The sequence below is a fragment of the Blastococcus goldschmidtiae genome, from assembly GCF_031845325.1.
In the GTDB taxonomy this organism is placed as follows: Bacteria; Actinomycetota; Actinomycetes; order Mycobacteriales; family Geodermatophilaceae; genus Blastococcus; species Blastococcus goldschmidtiae.
This window is the reverse complement of the sequence record NZ_JAVREI010000004.1, coordinates 133,787-147,900: the sequence shown is the minus strand read 5'-3', so window position 1 is coordinate 147,900 and position 14,114 is coordinate 133,787. Positions and strand designations below refer to the sequence as shown.

Genomic DNA, 14,114 nt, shown 5'->3' with positions numbered 1-14,114 from the left:
CGTACTGGAGCGGCGACGGCCGGATCAGTCGGTGCCGCAGACCCGGAGGCCGTCCTCCCCGATGACCGTCAGCTCGGACGTCGTCCCGTCGTCCCACCGCACCGGTACCAGGCGCACGTCCCCGTCCCTGCGCACCTCGCCCAGCTCCGGATCGCCCTCGCCGAGGTACTCGCCGGCCACCTCGCCGGGCTCGAGCCGCGCCCGCTCGTCCGCACAGAGAAGGGCGTGCGCCGTCTCGGTGTCGTCCGCGGCGAGGGCGGTCAGGAAGACGCCGGTCACCTCGGTCGCCTGCTCGCTGCCCGAGCCGCGGATCAGGACGCCGAGGAACACCACGAGCACGGCGGCGAGCACCGTGCCGCCGAAGATCAGCACCAGCCACTTGCCCGACCGCTGAGGGGCTCCGGTGTGCAGGGGGGCCGGGTCGTCGTCGTAGAGGAAGGGACCGCTCGTCATCCGCCGCTCGTCTCCAGTTCTGCGCCCACCGGAGGGCGGGGGTCGTCCCGGTCGGACAGCCAGCCCTCGGGCAGGGCGACCGGGCGCGGCGGGGTGGTGCGGCCGCGGGGGGCGCCGAGGACGGCGGTCGGATAGGGCTGGTCCGGGATGCGCGCGAGCAGCTCGGCCAGCTCGTCGGGACCGCTGACCATGGCCAGCGCCCGCCGCACGTCGGACCCCACCGAGAAGCCCTTGAGGTACCAGGCGACGTGCTTGCGGAAGTCGCTGCAGCCGTGGCGTTCGCCGTGCTCCTCGGCCAGGAGGCCGGCGTGCCGGTGCATGATCGCGGCCACCTCGGCCATGGTCGGCAGCGCCCGGCGGGACTCGCCCGCGAAGGCGGCGGCCAGGTCGCCGAACAGCCACGGCCGGCCCAGGCAGCCCCGGCCGATGACCACACCAGCGCAGCCGGTCTCGGCGACCATGCGCAGCGCGTCGTCGGCCTCCCAGATGTCGCCGTTGCCCAGCACCGGGATGTCCACGGCCTCCACCAGCCGCGCGATCGGCGCCCAGTCGGCCGTCCCGCTGTAGAGCTGGTCGGCGGTGCGTCCGTGCAGCGTGATCGCGGCGGCGCCCTCGTCCTGGGCGATCCGCCCGGCGTCGAGGTAGGTGACGTGGTCGGCGTCGATGCCGATCCGGGTCTTGATGGTGACCGGGACGTCCTTCGCCGCGCGCACGGCCTCGCGGACGATGTTCCGCAGCAGGACGCGGTGCCACGGCAGCGCGGAGCCGCCGCCCTTGCGGGTCACCTTGGGCACCGGGCAACCGAAGTTCAGGTCGATGTGCGCCGGTCGGGTGCCGGCGACGCCCTCGTCGACCAGCATCTGCACCGCCCGGCCGACGGTCGCCGGGTCGACGCCGTAGAGCTGGATGGAGAACGCGTCCTTCTCGTCGGCGGTCGCGCGGATCATCCGCAGCGTCTTCTCGTTGCGCTCGACCAGCGCGCGCGTGGTGATCATCTCGCAGACGTAGAGGCCGGCGCCGAACTCCCGGCACAGCGTCCGGAACGCCGGGTTGGTGATGCCGGCCATCGGCGCGAGCACGACGGCGGGGTCGACGGTGAGCGCCCCGAGCCGCAGCGGCGGGAGCGCCGTCGTCGTCGGCTCGAGGGTGGTTGTCACGGCACCCAGCGTAGGCGGCGAGCTGCGCCACCCCGGGCGCGCGTGCGATCCGCGCCGTGCCGCCGCTCGCATCGACGTCCCACCGCGCTGTGCTGCGGCGGAGCGTCCGGCGAGGCGGCTGCACCTCGCCGTCCCCAGGCGCGCGGCATGTCCACAGATCCGGCCGGCTGTCTCTCGGGCCGGTCGAGGGGATGGACCGTCGAGCTGTGAGCACCGCCCCCACCGCACCACTGGCCGTCGCCGAACCCGCCCGCCGCCGACTCGGGATCTTCACCACCGCGGATCTCACCGCCGGCGGGGTGAGCCACCGGGAGGTCGCGACCGCGGTGCGCTCCGGTGCTTGGGTGCGGCTCCGGCCCGGCGTCTTCGTCAGCGCCGCCGACCTGGCCGAGGTCGAGCGGACCGGCCGGCGCCCGGGCCTCGACGCCCTGGCGGTCGCGGCGGTCCTCGACCGCCCGTCGGCCGTCTTCGGCGGAGCGACGGCGGCGTGGATCTGGGGACTTCCGCTGCCGGGGCCGGAGCCGCGCATCGTGGAGCTCACCGATGCGCACCGGTGGCGCCGCGGGCGGGGCTGGTCCATGGCCCAGGCCCGGCTTCCCGGTGACGAGGTGACCGTGCGGGGCGCCTACCGGGTGACGACGGCCGCCCGCACCGTGGTCGACCTGGCCCGCACGTGGCCGGAGATCCACGCGGTCGCCGCCGTCGACGCCGCGTTGCTCCGGCGGCTGACCACGCGGCCGGAACTCGAGCAGGTCCTGGCCCGGCAGGCGAGCGTGCCCGGGATCCCGCGGTCGGTACGTGCAGTGGCGCTGGCCGACGGCCGGGCGGAGTCGTGGCTGGAGACCTGCGGGCGGCTGACCTTCGGCGCCCTCGGCCTGCCGCCCTTCGTGCCGCAGGTCGAGCTCTGGGCCGAGGACAGGCTCGTCAAGGTCGCCGACGGCTGGTACTCCGACGCCGCACTGGCCGTGGAGTTCGACGGCCGCGTCAAGTACCGGCGACCTGGCTACGGCCGGACCCCGGAGGAGGAGCTGTGGCGGGAGAAGCGGGACGAGGACCTGCTGCGTTCGCTGGGCGTCCGCTTCGTCCGGGTCGCCGCCGAGGACCTGTCACCAGCCCGGAGGGTTCGACTGGAGCAGGTCGTGCGTCGCCAGTTGGCGACGGAGGGCCCACGGGAACGGGCGTTCGTCGCGGTGCCACGCGCCGAGGGCCGGTGGCGAGGGGGAACGGCCGGGGACGAGGGGTGGCTGAGCCACACCGACGACGAGGTGGGCATCCGTGACCGAGGTTGAACCACCCGGATCGACGTTCCGCCGCGGCACGGCGCGGCGGTACGCCGGGCCGCGCGGGGGAACGCCGGAGAGCGGACGTGACGTCGCCCGTCTGGCAGCCTCCCCCGCATGGGCGTCACCGACTGGGACCACAACAGCTGGTACCACCGCCTGATCTTGCGACAGGTGCCCGCCGGGGCCCAGCGGGTGCTGGACGTCGGCTGCGGCGCCGGCACGCTCGCCCGCCGCCTCGCCGCGACGGTCCCGCACGTCGACGCCTTCGACCGGTCGGCGGAGATGATCGACGCGGCACGCGAGGGAGCCCCGCCCAACCTGACCCTGCAGGTCGCCGACGCCCTGACCGTCGACCTGCCCGCCACCACCTACGACGCCGTCCTCAGCTCGGCGGTGCTCCACCACCTGCCCCTGGACCAGGCGCTGCCCCGCATGGCCGGCTGGCTGCGACCGGGGGGCGTGCTCGCCGCGCTGGCCCTCCCCGCCGGCGACCTGCCCCGTGACCTGCCCGTGGAGCTGGCAGCGGCGATCGGCCACCACTCCCTCGGGCTCGCCTTCAGCGGCCTGCGCCCGGTGACCGGTGCCGACCTCTTCCGGCACGAGGACAGCCACGACGCGATGCCCGTAGCCGACGGCCGGCTGACCACCCGTCAGGTGCAGGCGCAGGCAGCCGACCTGCTACCAGGCGCCCGGGTGCGGCGGCTGCTGTTCTGGCGCTACCTGCTGGTCTGGCAGAAGCCGGCCTGACGTCCGTCCAGAGCGGTGGCAGCGCCGTCGGTCATGCCGAGGTGCGGGCCGCTGCGACGGTCAGCATCTGGTGGGCGCCACGCTGGAACTCGTACGGCACGTCGACCACCTCGGCCTGATGCCCGAGGTCCCGCAGGCGGTCCAGGACCGAGGACATGAAGGGGACCGCATCTCCCGCGCCCTGGACGACCAGCGGGAACACCCGGACCTCGCGTGCCACCCGCAGCAGCTCGCGCAGAGCAGCCTCGTGCCAGGCATGGTCGAACACGTTCGACCAGGTGAACAGGAGGTGGGAGCACAGCGCCAGGTCGAAGGCGTCGTCGGCGAACGGCAGGTCCGGGAGGCTGCCCGGCACGTAGGTGTCGGGGTGCAGCCGCAGATCCGCGAGGAACGCCGCGAGGGCCGCCTGGCGCAGCTCATCGTGACGCTCCAGCGTCCCGTACCAGGACCAGACGTAGTGGTCCCGGTGCTCGGCGAGGATCGTCCTGCCCCGGGTCGCGGCGTCGCTGGCGGCCGCACCCAGTCGCTCGGCCTCCTGGTCGTAGGCCGGGTCCACGGCGGTCACCCGGCCGCCCCGGGCATTCGCCACAGCAGCGAATCCGGAGGCGCCCGCCGAGCAGTCGAGGACGGCACCGGCGAGGTCTTCGGAGGTCAGCGCGAAGAAGGCCTCGTACTCCTCGAACGACCGCGAGGTGACCAGCACCGGTGCCAGCGCCTCAGCTGCCGACGAGGCGGGCGGCCAGGTAGGACTCGACCTGGTCCAGGCCGACCCGCTCCTGGCTCATGGAGTCCCGCTCGCGGATGGTCACGGCCTGGTCCTCGAGGGTGTCGAAGTCGACGGTGATGCAGAACGGCGTCCCGACCTCGTCCTGCCGGCGGTACCGGCGGCCGATGGCGCCGGCGTCGTCGAAGTCGACGTTCCAGTTCCGCCGCAGCGCGGTGGCGAGGTCCTTCGCCTTGGGCGAGAGGTCGGCGTTGCGCGACAGCGGGAGGACGGCGGCCTTCACCGGCGCCAGCCGCGGGTCGAGCGTGAGCACCGTGCGGGTGTCGACGCCGCCCTTGGCGTTGGGCGCCTCGTCCTCGGTGTAGGCCTCGATGAGGAAGGCCATCAGCGAGCGGGTCAGGCCGGCCGCGGGCTCGATGACGTAGGGCGTCCAGCGCGTGTTGCTGGCCTGATCGAAGTAGGACAGGTCGGTGCCGGAGTGCTCGGTGTGCGTCTTCAGGTCGAAGTCGGTGCGGTTGGCGATGCCCTCCAGCTCACCCCACTCCGAGCCCTGGAAGCCGAAGCGGTACTCGATGTCGACGGTGCGCTTCGAGTAGTGCGACAGCTTCTCCTTCGCGTGCTCGTAGTGCCGCAGGTTCTCCGGGGCGATGCCCAGGTCGGTGTACCAGCGGGTGCGCTCGTCGATCCAGTACTGGTGCCACTCCTCGTCGCTGCCCGGCTCGACGAAGAACTCCATCTCCATCTGCTCGAACTCGCGCGTGCGGAAGATGAAGTTGCCCGGGGTGATCTCGTTGCGGAAGGACTTGCCGATCTGGCCGATGCCGAACGGCGGCTTCTTGCGCGCGGCGCCCATCACGTTGGCGAAGTTCACGAAGATGCCCTGCGCGGTCTCCGGGCGCAGGTAGTGCAGGCCCGACTCGTCCTCGACCGGGCCGAGGTAGGTCTTGAGCATCATGTTGAAGTCCCGCGGCTCGGTCCACGCGCCCTTCGTGCCGCAGTTCGGGCAGGAGATGTCGGCCAGGCCGTTCTCCGGCGCCCGGCCCTTCTTCTCCTCGAAGGCCTCCTCCAGGTGGTCGGCCCGGAAGCGCTTGTGGCAGCTCTGGCACTCGGTCAGCGGGTCGGTGAAGACGCCGACGTGCCCGGAGGCGATCCAGGTCTGGCGGGGCAGGATGACCGAGGAGTCCAGGCCGACGATGTCGTCGCGGCTCTGGACGACGGTGCGCCACCACTGCTTCTTGATGTTCTCCTTGAGCTCGACGCCCAGGGGGCCGTAGTCCCACGCGGAGCGGGTGCCGCCGTAGATCTCCCCGGACGGGAAGACGAACCCCCGTCGCTTGCAGAGGTTCACGACCTTGTCGAGGCGGGCGGGGTCGTGCTTGGCGGTGCTGTCGCTCACGGCGAGAGGCTCCATCCGGCTGGCGGTCGGCGGTTGACCTGTCCACGGTAGTTGTGCCGCGGTGGACGCCTCCGCCCGCGGTGCGCTCAGCTCCCCCGCAGCAGGATCAGCCAGGCCACCGTGGAGGCGACGATCACCAGGATCGGCAGCAGGGTGAGAACCACCCAGGGCCATCGGCGCGGCTTCGCCCCCACCTGCACCGGCTCGATGGGCCGGTGGCGCATCTCCGGCGAGGTGAAGGCCAGCGTCCGTTGCCGGACCGCCGCAGCGGCCGGCGCCGCCAGCTCGTCGGTGCGCCGGCCGGCCAGCAGCCGCGCCTCGACCTCGGCCGGATCGGGTTCCTCGACGGCGGGGTCCTCCGCGGGTGGGGTGCCGGTCGGTGCGACCGGTGGTCGAGTGAGCCCCGGCACCACGGTCGTCGGAGGGTCGACGGCCGTGCGGTGGCCCGCCCACTCCGCGGGCAGCGCCGGCGGTGGGCGGTCGGGCAGCGGCGGCAGCGTGATGTCGCGGGTGCGGTCGTCGGGCGCCGGCGGCCCGTCGAGCGGCCGATCGGTCATGGGTGCCTCCGGGCGGTCCGCGGCCCGCCGGCGGCGGGAGCTCCGGTGCTGGATGCCCGCCCCGGCGCGCGCTACGCCTCCCCGCCCGCGGGCTCCAGCTCGTCGGCGTCCACGCCGCTGTCGTCGTCGGTGAACTGCTGGGCCAGCAGCATGCGGACCTCGGCGTGCCGCACCAGGAAGGCCCGCTCGTCCAGCCGCTTGCGGCGCAGCCAGCCGGTGACCTCGTCGTTGCACTTGCTGGCGTTGCAGGACCCGCAGGCGGGGACGATGTTCTCCAGCGTGTACCGGCCGCCCCGGGACAGGGCGAGCACGCAGTCGCGCTGCAGCGGGACGCCGGTCGCACCGCAGTAGGCGCAGCCGCCCCATGCTTCCTGCAGCAGGGCCCACTGCGCGGGGCTCAGGTCGTGCTCGACGGCGTCCATGCGGCGCTTGCGCCGGCGGGCGTACCGGGCGGTGCGGGTGCGGCTGACCACCGGCCGACCGTAGGCGCTGACGGGTGCCGCACGTGGGAGCGCCGCGTCACTCCCGCACGTCGGCCGGGCCCGCCGCCATGGGGAGGCCGGCCGCGATCCACGCCTCCACCCCGCCCGCGAGGTCGGTGGCCCGGTGCAGGCCGATCGCCCGCAGCGACGCCGCGGCCAGGCTGGAGCTGTACCCCTGCCGGCACACGACGACGACCTCCAGCTCGGGGCCGGTGGCCTCGGGGATGCGGTGGTCACCGGCAGGGTCCAGGCGCCACTCCAGCACGGTCCGGTCGATGACGACGGCGCCTGGCAGCTCGCCCTGCCGACGGCGCTGCGCCTCGGTCCGCGTGTCCACCACCAGCGCGCCCCGGGCCGCGGCCGCGCGCAGCTCCACGGGGGTCAGCCTGCGGACGCCCTCCCGGCTGGTGGCGAGCACCGCGTCGATCCCCCCGTGCACCAGCGACGTCACGCGGACGAGCCTGCCAGCGCGTGCACCGGCCCGCCCGCCGACGTCACTCCGTCACGTAGACCCCGGGTTCGTCGACGGCGTGCATCCACACCGGCGCCCCCGCGATCTTCACCGCCGCGGCCGAGAGCCCGCGGCGGTACGCCCCGACGCCGTCCCACCGGGTCACCAGCGCCCACAGCGTCGGGTCGTCGGCCGCCCGGCCGAAGTCGCCGCTCCGGAAACCGGGCATGGCCCCGAGCGCCTCCAGCAACGGCCCGACCGCTGCCTCCAGCGCTGCGCCGTCCTCTCCTGTCGCCCGGAGGCGCGTCACCGCGAACATCCGTCGTCTCCCGTCGTCGAGGCGTCGCGCCGGTCAGCGCGGCGCCATCCGGATGGCGCCGTCGAGCCGGATGGTCTCGCCGTTGAGGTAGCCGTTCTCCAGGATCTGGGCGGCCAGCAGGGCGAACTCCGCGGTGTTGCCCAGCCGGGGCGGGTTGGGCACCGAGGCCTCCAGGGACGCGCGGACGTCGTCGCGCAGGCGTGCCAGCAGCGGGGTGTCCATGATCCCGGGCGCGATGGTGCACACGCGGATCGCCTTGCTCGCCAGGTCGCGGGCGGCGTTGAGGGTCATGCCGACGATGGCCGCCTTGGACGCGGTGTAGGGCAGCTGCCCGATCTGGCCCTCGAAGGCCGCCACCGAGGCCGTCAGCACGATCGCGCCGCGCTCGCCGTCCTCGGCCTCGTTGCGCGCCATGCGCGCGGCGCCCAGCCGCAGCGCGTTGAACGAGCCGGTCACGTTGAGCTTCATCACCCACTCGAAGTCCTCCAGCGACCCCGGCTCGCCGTCCTTGTCGAGCACGCGCAGCCGGCGGCCGGCGCCCGCGCAGTGCACGAGGCCGCGCAGCGGGCCGCCCTCGCCCGCGGCGTCCAGAGCGGCGGCGAACTGCTCGCTGTCGGTGACGTCGGCGGGGGCGAACCGGGCGGCGTCGCCCAGGTCGGCGGCGACCTGCTCCCCCGCCGAGCCGGGCAGGTCGATGATCGTCACCCGGCCGCCGGCGGCGACGAGCCGCTGGGCGGTGGCCAGGCCGAGACCCGAGGCGCCGCCGGTGACGGCGGTCGTGAGGCCGGTGAGCTGCATGGGTCGGGACGTCCTCTCGTGGGGTGGTCAGATCCGTTCGCGGGTGCGGTCGCGGGCGACGAGCTGGGCGGCGATGACGTTGCGCTGCACCTCGTTGGTGCCCTCGCCGAGGATCATCAGCGGGGCGTCGCGGAAGTAGCGCTCGACGTCGTACTCGCGGGAGAACCCGTAGCCGCCGTGCACCCGCATGGCGTCCAGCGCCACCTGCATCGCCGTCTCGGAGGCGAACAGCTTGGCCATGCCGGCCTCGAGGTCGGCGCGCTCGCCGCTGTCGAGCACCGCGGCGGCGTCGAGGGTCATCAGCCGCGCCGCGCGCGTCTTCGTCGCCATGTCGGCGAGCAGGTTGCCCACCGACTGGTGCTGCCAGATCGGCTTGCCGAAGGTCTCGCGGTCCTGCGCGTAGGCCAGGGCGGCGTCGAGCGCTGCCTGCGCCACTCCCACCGCCCGGGCCGCGACCTGGATCCGCCCGACCTCCAGGCCGCGCATCATGTGCGTCCAGCCCTGGCCCGGGACGCCGCCCAGTACGGCGGACGCAGGCACCCGCATCGCGTCGAAGGAGAGCTCGCACGCCTCGACGCCGCGGTAGCCGAGCTTGGGGATCTTGCCGGAGACGGTCAGGCCCTCCCCTGGCTCGACCAGCAGCACGCTCATGCCGGTGTGGGCCGGCTCGGCGGCGCGGTCGGTCTTGCACAGCAGGCCGACGAGACCGGAGTGCTGGGCGTTGGAGATCCAGGTCTTGGAGCCGGTGATGACGAGGTCGTCGCCGTCGGCTGCGGCGTGGGTGCGCATGCCCTGCAGGTCGCTGCCTCCGGAGGGCTCAGTGAGCGCCATGGTCGCGCGCACCCGGCCCTCGGCCATCGCGGGCAGGTAGGTCCGCTGCTGGTCGTCGGTGCCGAACGTGCGGATCAGGTAGCTGATGACCGAGTGGCCCCCGATGGCGCCGGCCAGGCTCATCCAGCCGCGGGCGAGCTCCTCGGTGACGCGGGCGAAGCAGGCCGCGCTGACGTCGGCCCCGCCGTGCTCGGCCGGCACGAGGAGGCCGAAGAAGCCGAGGCTCTTCATCTCCTCGATGAAGTCCTCGGGGTACTCGTCGACCGACTCGAACTCCCGGACGCGCGGCTTCACCCGCTGGTCGACGAAGCGTGCGACCAGAGCGACCATGTCCTGCTCGTCCGGCGTCAGGCTGCTCATGGCGCGGACACTATGTTGTGCGGCCATGACCGCCGTCACACCCCCGTCCCTCCCCCTGGCCGGGATCACCGTGGTGGCGCTGGAGCAGGCCGTGGCCGCCCCGCTGGCCACCCGCCACCTCGCCGACCTCGGTGCCCGGGTGCTGAAGATCGAGCGGGTGGGCGAGGGCGACTTCGCCCGCCACTACGACGGCGCCGTGCACGGGATGGCCTCGCACTTCGTGTGGCTCAACCGCGGGAAGGAGTCGGTGGCCCTCGACCTCAAGTCCCCCGACGGCGTGGCGGTGGTGCGGGCCCTCGTGGCGGGGGCCGACGTCTTCCTGCAGAACCTCGCGCCCGGGGCAGTCGCCCGGCTGGGGCTCGACGGCGAGACGCTGCGGGCGGCCGACCCGCGGCTCGTCGTCGTCAACATGTCCGGCTACGGAGCCGACGGGCCGCGGCGGGACCGCAAGGCCTACGACATGCTGATCCAGGCCGAGACCGGGCTGGTCTCGGTCACCGGCACGCCGGAGACCGCCACCAAGACGGGCGTGCCGGCGTCGGACATCGCCGCCGGTCTCTACGCCACGAACTCCGTGCTGGCCGCGCTGTTCCGCCGCGAGCGCACCGGTGAGGGCGCCACCGTCGAGGTGTCGATGTTCGACTCCACCGCCGAGTGGCTCGGGCACCAGATGTACATGCAGATGTACGCCGGCCGGCAGGTCCCGCGGATGGGGCTGAGCCACGCGGCGATCGCGCCCTACGACGCCTATCCCACCCGGGACGGGCAGGTCCTGATCGGGGTGCAGAACGACCGGGGGTGGCAGGACCTGGTGACCACGGTGTTCGGCCGCCCGGAGCTCGCGGACCATCCCCGGCTGCGCACCAACGTGCTGCGCGTGGCGAACCGGGCCGAGTGCGACGAGGTGGTCGCCGCCGAAACCCGCACGTGGACGACGGCCGACCTCGACGCCCGGTTGGCGGAGGCGGGAGTGCCGGCGGCGCAGCTCAACGACATGCAGGGACTCATCGACCACCCGCAGCTCAGCGCCCGCGACCGGTGGCGCGAGGTCGGCACCCCGGTCGGGCCGGTGCGCGCGATCCTGCCGCCGATGACCTTCGCCGACGTGGAGCTGGCCATGGGTGACGTACCCGCACTCGGCGAGCACACCGCCGCCGTCCTGTCGGAGTTCGGCTACGGCGACGCCTCGATCGACGACCTGGTCGATCGCGGCGTCGTGGGCTTGCCGCCGACGACCTGAGCAGCCCGTTCGCATCTCGACCGTCACCGGCTACGGCCCCTAGGCTGCGGGCATGCGCCGTCGCGTCGGGTGGTACGTCGGTTCCTCGGCGGCGGCGCTCCTGCTCGCCGCCATCGCCGTCCCCCTGGCCGCCGCCCCTTCCGCGGACGCCGAACCCCAGGACGCACCTTCCCCGAGGGCCTCCTCCCCGGCGCCGCCGCCGACCGACGCGGAGAGCTACGAGATCCAGCTGCGCGCGCAGTTCGGGCTGCGATCGGACCTGCCGTACGTGCGGACGGTGGACGCGGACCGGAGCTCGAACACCGACCGGCTCGGGATCCCGCTGACACCGGACGAAGCGGCCGACATCACTGCACGGTCTGCGACGGTCGGCGCCCTCCACACAGCGGCGCAGGATCTCGACGGCTTCGGCGGCATCTGGATCGACCAGGCCGCGGGCGGTGTCATCCACCTCGCGATGGCGGGGACCTGGTCCGAGGAGACGATCCAGCGCCTGCGTTCCCTCGTGCCCGCGGGCCGGGAGTTCGTCCTCACCCCGGTCGCCGTGAGCCTGGCCGACCTGGACTCGCTGCTGGCACGGCTCGCCGACGTCGTCGTCTCGGACCCCTCCATCCGGCCGCACGTCGCCATCCTGGAGCGGGAGGAGCACCTCAACACCGTCCGGCTCACGATGCTGACCGACACGCCGCAGGAGACGCTCGACCGGATTGCGCAGGAGTTCGGCGGGCCCGGCTTCGTCCTGGACACCGCCGCGGAGGGCGGCTACCGCTACGACTAGGCAGCGAGCCGCCGGCCCTCAGGCGGAGCCGAAGCGGCGCTGGCGGGAGGCGTACTCCTCGCACGCCGCCCACAGGTGGCGGCGGTCGAAGTCGGGCCAGAGCGTGTCGAGGAAGACGAACTCCGCGTAGGCCGACTGCCACAGCAGGAAGTTGCTGGTGCGGTTCTCCCCCGAGCTGCGCACGAAGAGGTCGACGTCGGGCATGTCCGGCTCGTCGAGGAACCGTGCGATGGTCTTCTCGTCGATCCTGTCCGGGTTCAAGCGGCCCGCGGCCACCTCGCGGCCGATGGCTGCGGCGGCGTCGGCGATCTCGGCCCGGCCGCCGTAGTTCACGCACATGGTCAGGGTGAGGACGTCGTTGTCGCGGGTGAGCTCCTCGGCGATCTCCAGCTCCTTGATCACCGAGCGCCACAGCCGGGGACGGCGTCCGGCCCAGCGCACCCGCACGCCGAGCTCGTGCATCTCGTCGCGGCGCCGGCGGATCACGTCGCGGTTGAAGCCCATGAGGAAGCGCACCTCGTCGGGGCTGCGCCGCCAGTTCTCGGTCGAGAAGGCGTAGGCGCTGATCGCGGTGATGCCCAGCTCGATGGCGCCCTCGACGCAGTCGAACAGCGAGGACTCCCCCGCCTCGTGCCCCGCCGTCCGCGGCAGCCCGCGCTCCTTGGCCCAGCGCCCGTTGCCGTCCATGACGATCGCGACGTGCCCGGGCACCTTGTCCTTGGGCAGCTCCGGCGGGCGCGCACCGGACGGGTGCGGGTTCGGGGCCTTGACCTCGCGCTTCATGCGCCGGCCCCGACGATCAGCGGCGCGGCGGCCGGCACGACCAGCGGGCGCGCGTTCGGCTCGGAGCGGTCGACCAGCGGCAGCGAGCGCAGCCCGCGCTCGAGGTGCCACTGCAGCATGGCGGCCACCAGACCGCTGCTCTCGCGACGGTTGATGCCCTGGCTGGCATCGGCCCGCGCCCAGTCGCCGGTCAGCAGTGCCTCCATCAGCTCGAGGGTGACCGGGCTCGGCATCGCCGAGCCGGTGGGCCGGCAGGCCGGGCACACGGTGCCGCCGGCCGGGACGGAGAAGTGCCGGTGCGGACCGGCCTCGCCGCAGCGGGCGCACTCGCCCAGCGCAGGCTCCCAGCCGGCCACCGACATCGCCCGCAGCAGGAAGGCGTCGAGCACCAGGCCGGGCTGGTGGGTCCGCTCGCCGAGGGTCCGGAGCGCGCCGACGACGAGAAGGAACATCCGCAGCGACGGCTCCTTCTCCTCGGCGGTGAGCCGGTCGGCGGTCTCGAGCACCGCGGTGCCGGCGGTGTAGGACGGGTAGTCGGCGACGATCTCCTGGCCGTAGGACCGGATCGACTCCACCTGGCTGACGATGTCGAGGTTGCGGCCGGTGTAGAGCTGCAGGTCGACGTGGGTGAAGGGCTCCAGCCGCGCGCCGAACTTGCTCTTGGTGCGGCGCACCCCCTTGGCGACGGCACGCACCTTGCCCGTGCGGCGGGTGAGCACCGTGACGATCCGGTCGGCCTCGCCCAGCTTCTGGGTGCGCAGCACGATGCCCTCGTCCCGGTAGAGGGCCTTCGGGGTGTGCGCGCTCATCAGTAACCGAGCCTGTTCAGCTTCTTCGGGTCGTCCTGCCACTCGCCGAGCACGGTGACGTGCAGGTCGAGATGGACGCGGGCGCCCAGCAGGGTCTCCATGCCGACCCGGGCCTCGCTGCCGATCGCCTTGATGATCGACCCGCCCTTGCCCAGCAGCATCGGCTTCTGGCTGTTGCGCTCGACGTGCAGCAGGGCGTGGACCTCGACCAGGTCGCGGTCGGTCCGGCGGTTGATCTCCTCGATGGTGACCGCCAGCGAGTGCGGCACCTCCTGGAAGACCTTCTCCAGCGCCGCCTCGCGGACCAGCTCGGCCAGCTGCCGCTCGACGTCCTCGTCGGTGGTCTGCTCTTCGGGGTACAGCGGTGGGCCCTCGGGCAGCAGGCCGATCAGCAGCCTCTCCAGCAGCTCGACCTGGTCGCCCTTGACCGCGCTCAGCGGCACGATCTCGGCGGCCTCGACCAGCTGGCTGGCGGCGATCAGCTGCTCGGCGACCTGCTTCTTGCCGGTGGCGTCGGTCTTGGTCACCACGAGCACGATCGGCGCCTTGATCTCGCGCAGCTGGCGGGCGATGAACTTGTCACCGGTGCCCACGGGCTGGTCGGCCGGGACGCAGAACACCACGACGTCGACGTCGGACAGCGTGTCGCGGACGACGTCGTTGAGCCGCTTGCCCAGCAGGCTCTTGGGCTTGTGCAGACCCGGGGTGTCGACCAGCACGATCTGGCCCTCGGGCTTGTGCACCACCCCGCGGATGGCGTGCCGGGTGGTCTGCGGCCGGTTGCTGACGATGCCGACCTTCTCGCCGACCAGGGCGTTGGTCAGCGTCGTCTTGCCGGCGTTCGGGCGGCCCACCAGGGCGACGAAGCCGCTGCGGTGCGGCGTCTGCTCGGGGCTGCTCACGCCGACAGTCTCCCACCGACCACCGACGTCACCGCCGAGCGGCG

The 14,114-nt window shown here is 73.4% G+C and carries 17 protein-coding genes; 4 read left to right on the top strand and 13 right to left on the bottom strand.

Translation table 11 applies throughout. From position 1 onward, the window contains the following. Nucleotides 1-24 precede the first annotated feature (24 nt). Nucleotides 25-453, bottom strand: a complete 429-nt coding sequence (locus RM425_RS08945) for a hypothetical protein (protein ID WP_311344845.1) — start codon at nt 451-453, stop codon at nt 25-27. Further along, the gene (dusB, locus tag RM425_RS08940; RefSeq protein WP_311344844.1) at nt 450-1,610 is read right to left on the bottom strand and encodes a tRNA dihydrouridine synthase DusB; all 1,161 of its coding nucleotides are present in this window, start codon (nt 1,608-1,610) and stop codon (nt 450-452) included. The genes RM425_RS08945 and dusB overlap by 4 nt, the downstream gene beginning before the upstream one ends. A 206-nt stretch (nt 1,611-1,816) precedes the next feature. Between dusB and RM425_RS08935 the strand changes: the two genes are divergently transcribed. Further along, nucleotides 1,817-2,899, top strand: a complete 1,083-nt coding sequence (locus tag RM425_RS08935) for a type IV toxin-antitoxin system AbiEi family antitoxin domain-containing protein (RefSeq protein WP_311344843.1) — start codon at nt 1,817-1,819, stop codon at nt 2,897-2,899. Nucleotides 2,900-3,007: 108 nt separating this feature from the next. Beyond that, on the top strand, nt 3,008-3,640 hold the full coding sequence (locus tag RM425_RS08930) for a class I SAM-dependent methyltransferase (RefSeq protein WP_311344842.1): 633 nt from the start codon (nt 3,008-3,010) through the stop codon (nt 3,638-3,640). Nucleotides 3,641-3,671: 31 nt separating this feature from the next. Here RM425_RS08930 and RM425_RS08925 read toward each other — a convergent pair whose 3' ends face one another. From RM425_RS08925 to RM425_RS08890, 8 genes are all read right to left on the bottom strand, one after another. Beyond that, a complete protein-coding gene (locus RM425_RS08925) occupies nt 3,672-4,343 on the bottom strand; it encodes a class I SAM-dependent methyltransferase (RefSeq protein ID WP_311344841.1) in 672 nt (223 codons plus the stop codon). 13 nt (nt 4,344-4,356) lie between these two features. Beyond that, a complete protein-coding gene (locus RM425_RS08920; protein ID WP_311344840.1) occupies nt 4,357-5,760 on the bottom strand; it encodes a glycine--tRNA ligase in 1,404 nt (467 codons plus the stop codon). A gap of 86 nt (nt 5,761-5,846) precedes the next feature. Continuing rightward, complete coding sequence (locus tag RM425_RS08915) at nt 5,847-6,317, bottom strand: hypothetical protein (RefSeq protein ID WP_311344839.1); 471 nt, start codon at nt 6,315-6,317, stop codon at nt 5,847-5,849. 71 nt (nt 6,318-6,388) lie between these two features. Further along, nucleotides 6,389-6,790, bottom strand: a complete 402-nt coding sequence (locus tag RM425_RS08910) for an HNH endonuclease (protein ID WP_311344838.1) — start codon at nt 6,788-6,790, stop codon at nt 6,389-6,391. 46 nt (nt 6,791-6,836) lie between these two features. Next, entirely contained in the window at nt 6,837-7,250 is a 414-nt protein-coding gene (locus RM425_RS08905; protein ID WP_311344837.1) for a rhodanese-like domain-containing protein, read from the bottom strand. Nucleotides 7,251-7,293: 43 nt separating this feature from the next. Continuing rightward, a complete protein-coding gene (locus tag RM425_RS08900; protein WP_311344836.1) occupies nt 7,294-7,569 on the bottom strand; it encodes an antibiotic biosynthesis monooxygenase family protein in 276 nt (91 codons plus the stop codon). 33 nt (nt 7,570-7,602) lie between these two features. Next, the gene (locus RM425_RS08895; RefSeq protein ID WP_311344835.1) at nt 7,603-8,367 is read right to left on the bottom strand and encodes an SDR family NAD(P)-dependent oxidoreductase; all 765 of its coding nucleotides are present in this window, start codon (nt 8,365-8,367) and stop codon (nt 7,603-7,605) included. Between the two features lie 27 nt (nt 8,368-8,394). Further along, nucleotides 8,395-9,558 (bottom strand): acyl-CoA dehydrogenase family protein, encoded by a 1,164-nt coding sequence (locus tag RM425_RS08890; protein ID WP_311344834.1) that lies wholly within the window; start codon nt 9,556-9,558, stop codon nt 8,395-8,397. Nucleotides 9,559-9,583: 25 nt separating this feature from the next. Between RM425_RS08890 and RM425_RS08885 the strand changes: the two genes are divergently transcribed. Further along, complete coding sequence (locus RM425_RS08885; protein WP_311344833.1) at nt 9,584-10,798, top strand: CaiB/BaiF CoA transferase family protein; 1,215 nt, start codon at nt 9,584-9,586, stop codon at nt 10,796-10,798. A gap of 52 nt (nt 10,799-10,850) precedes the next feature. After that, entirely contained in the window at nt 10,851-11,576 is a 726-nt protein-coding gene (locus RM425_RS08880) for a hypothetical protein (protein ID WP_311344832.1), read from the top strand. A gap of 18 nt (nt 11,577-11,594) precedes the next feature. On the opposite strand, the gene RM425_RS08875 is transcribed toward RM425_RS08880, so the two are convergent. From RM425_RS08875 to era, 3 genes are read right to left on the bottom strand one after another with little or no spacing between them, the layout of a single operon-like run. Then, complete coding sequence (locus tag RM425_RS08875) at nt 11,595-12,359, bottom strand: isoprenyl transferase (protein WP_311344831.1); 765 nt, start codon at nt 12,357-12,359, stop codon at nt 11,595-11,597. Further along, nucleotides 12,356-13,168: a DNA repair protein RecO gene (gene recO, locus RM425_RS08870; protein ID WP_311344830.1), complete on the bottom strand. Its 813-nt coding sequence runs from the start codon at nt 13,166-13,168 to the stop codon at nt 12,356-12,358. Before recO ends, RM425_RS08875 begins: the two co-directional genes overlap by 4 nt. Further along, nucleotides 13,168-14,070: a GTPase Era gene (era, locus tag RM425_RS08865; protein WP_311344829.1), complete on the bottom strand. Its 903-nt coding sequence runs from the start codon at nt 14,068-14,070 to the stop codon at nt 13,168-13,170. The genes recO and era overlap by 1 nt, the downstream gene beginning before the upstream one ends. Nucleotides 14,071-14,114 lie beyond the last annotated feature (44 nt).

What these genes read in the sequence shown, in the direction of transcription:
- RM425_RS08945 (WP_311344845.1), bottom strand. Translation starts at nt 453, where the DNA reads ATGACGAGCGGTCCCTTCCTCTACGACGACGACCCGGCCCCCCTGCAC.
- RM425_RS08930 (WP_311344842.1), top strand. Translation starts at nt 3,008, where the DNA reads ATGGGCGTCACCGACTGGGACCACAACAGCTGGTACCACCGCCTGATC.
- RM425_RS08915 (WP_311344839.1), bottom strand. Translation starts at nt 6,317, where the DNA reads ATGACCGATCGGCCGCTCGACGGGCCGCCGGCGCCCGACGACCGCACC.
- RM425_RS08900 (WP_311344836.1), bottom strand. Translation starts at nt 7,569, where the DNA reads ATGTTCGCGGTGACGCGCCTCCGGGCGACAGGAGAGGACGGCGCAGCG.
- RM425_RS08895 (WP_311344835.1), bottom strand. Translation starts at nt 8,367, where the DNA reads ATGCAGCTCACCGGCCTCACGACCGCCGTCACCGGCGGCGCCTCGGGT.
- RM425_RS08890 (WP_311344834.1), bottom strand. Translation starts at nt 9,558, where the DNA reads ATGAGCAGCCTGACGCCGGACGAGCAGGACATGGTCGCTCTGGTCGCA.
- RM425_RS08885 (WP_311344833.1), top strand. Translation starts at nt 9,584, where the DNA reads ATGACCGCCGTCACACCCCCGTCCCTCCCCCTGGCCGGGATCACCGTG.
- RM425_RS08880 (WP_311344832.1), top strand. Translation starts at nt 10,851, where the DNA reads ATGCGCCGTCGCGTCGGGTGGTACGTCGGTTCCTCGGCGGCGGCGCTC.
- RM425_RS08875 (WP_311344831.1), bottom strand. Translation starts at nt 12,359, where the DNA reads ATGAAGCGCGAGGTCAAGGCCCCGAACCCGCACCCGTCCGGTGCGCGC.
- recO (WP_311344830.1), bottom strand. Translation starts at nt 13,168, where the DNA reads ATGAGCGCGCACACCCCGAAGGCCCTCTACCGGGACGAGGGCATCGTG.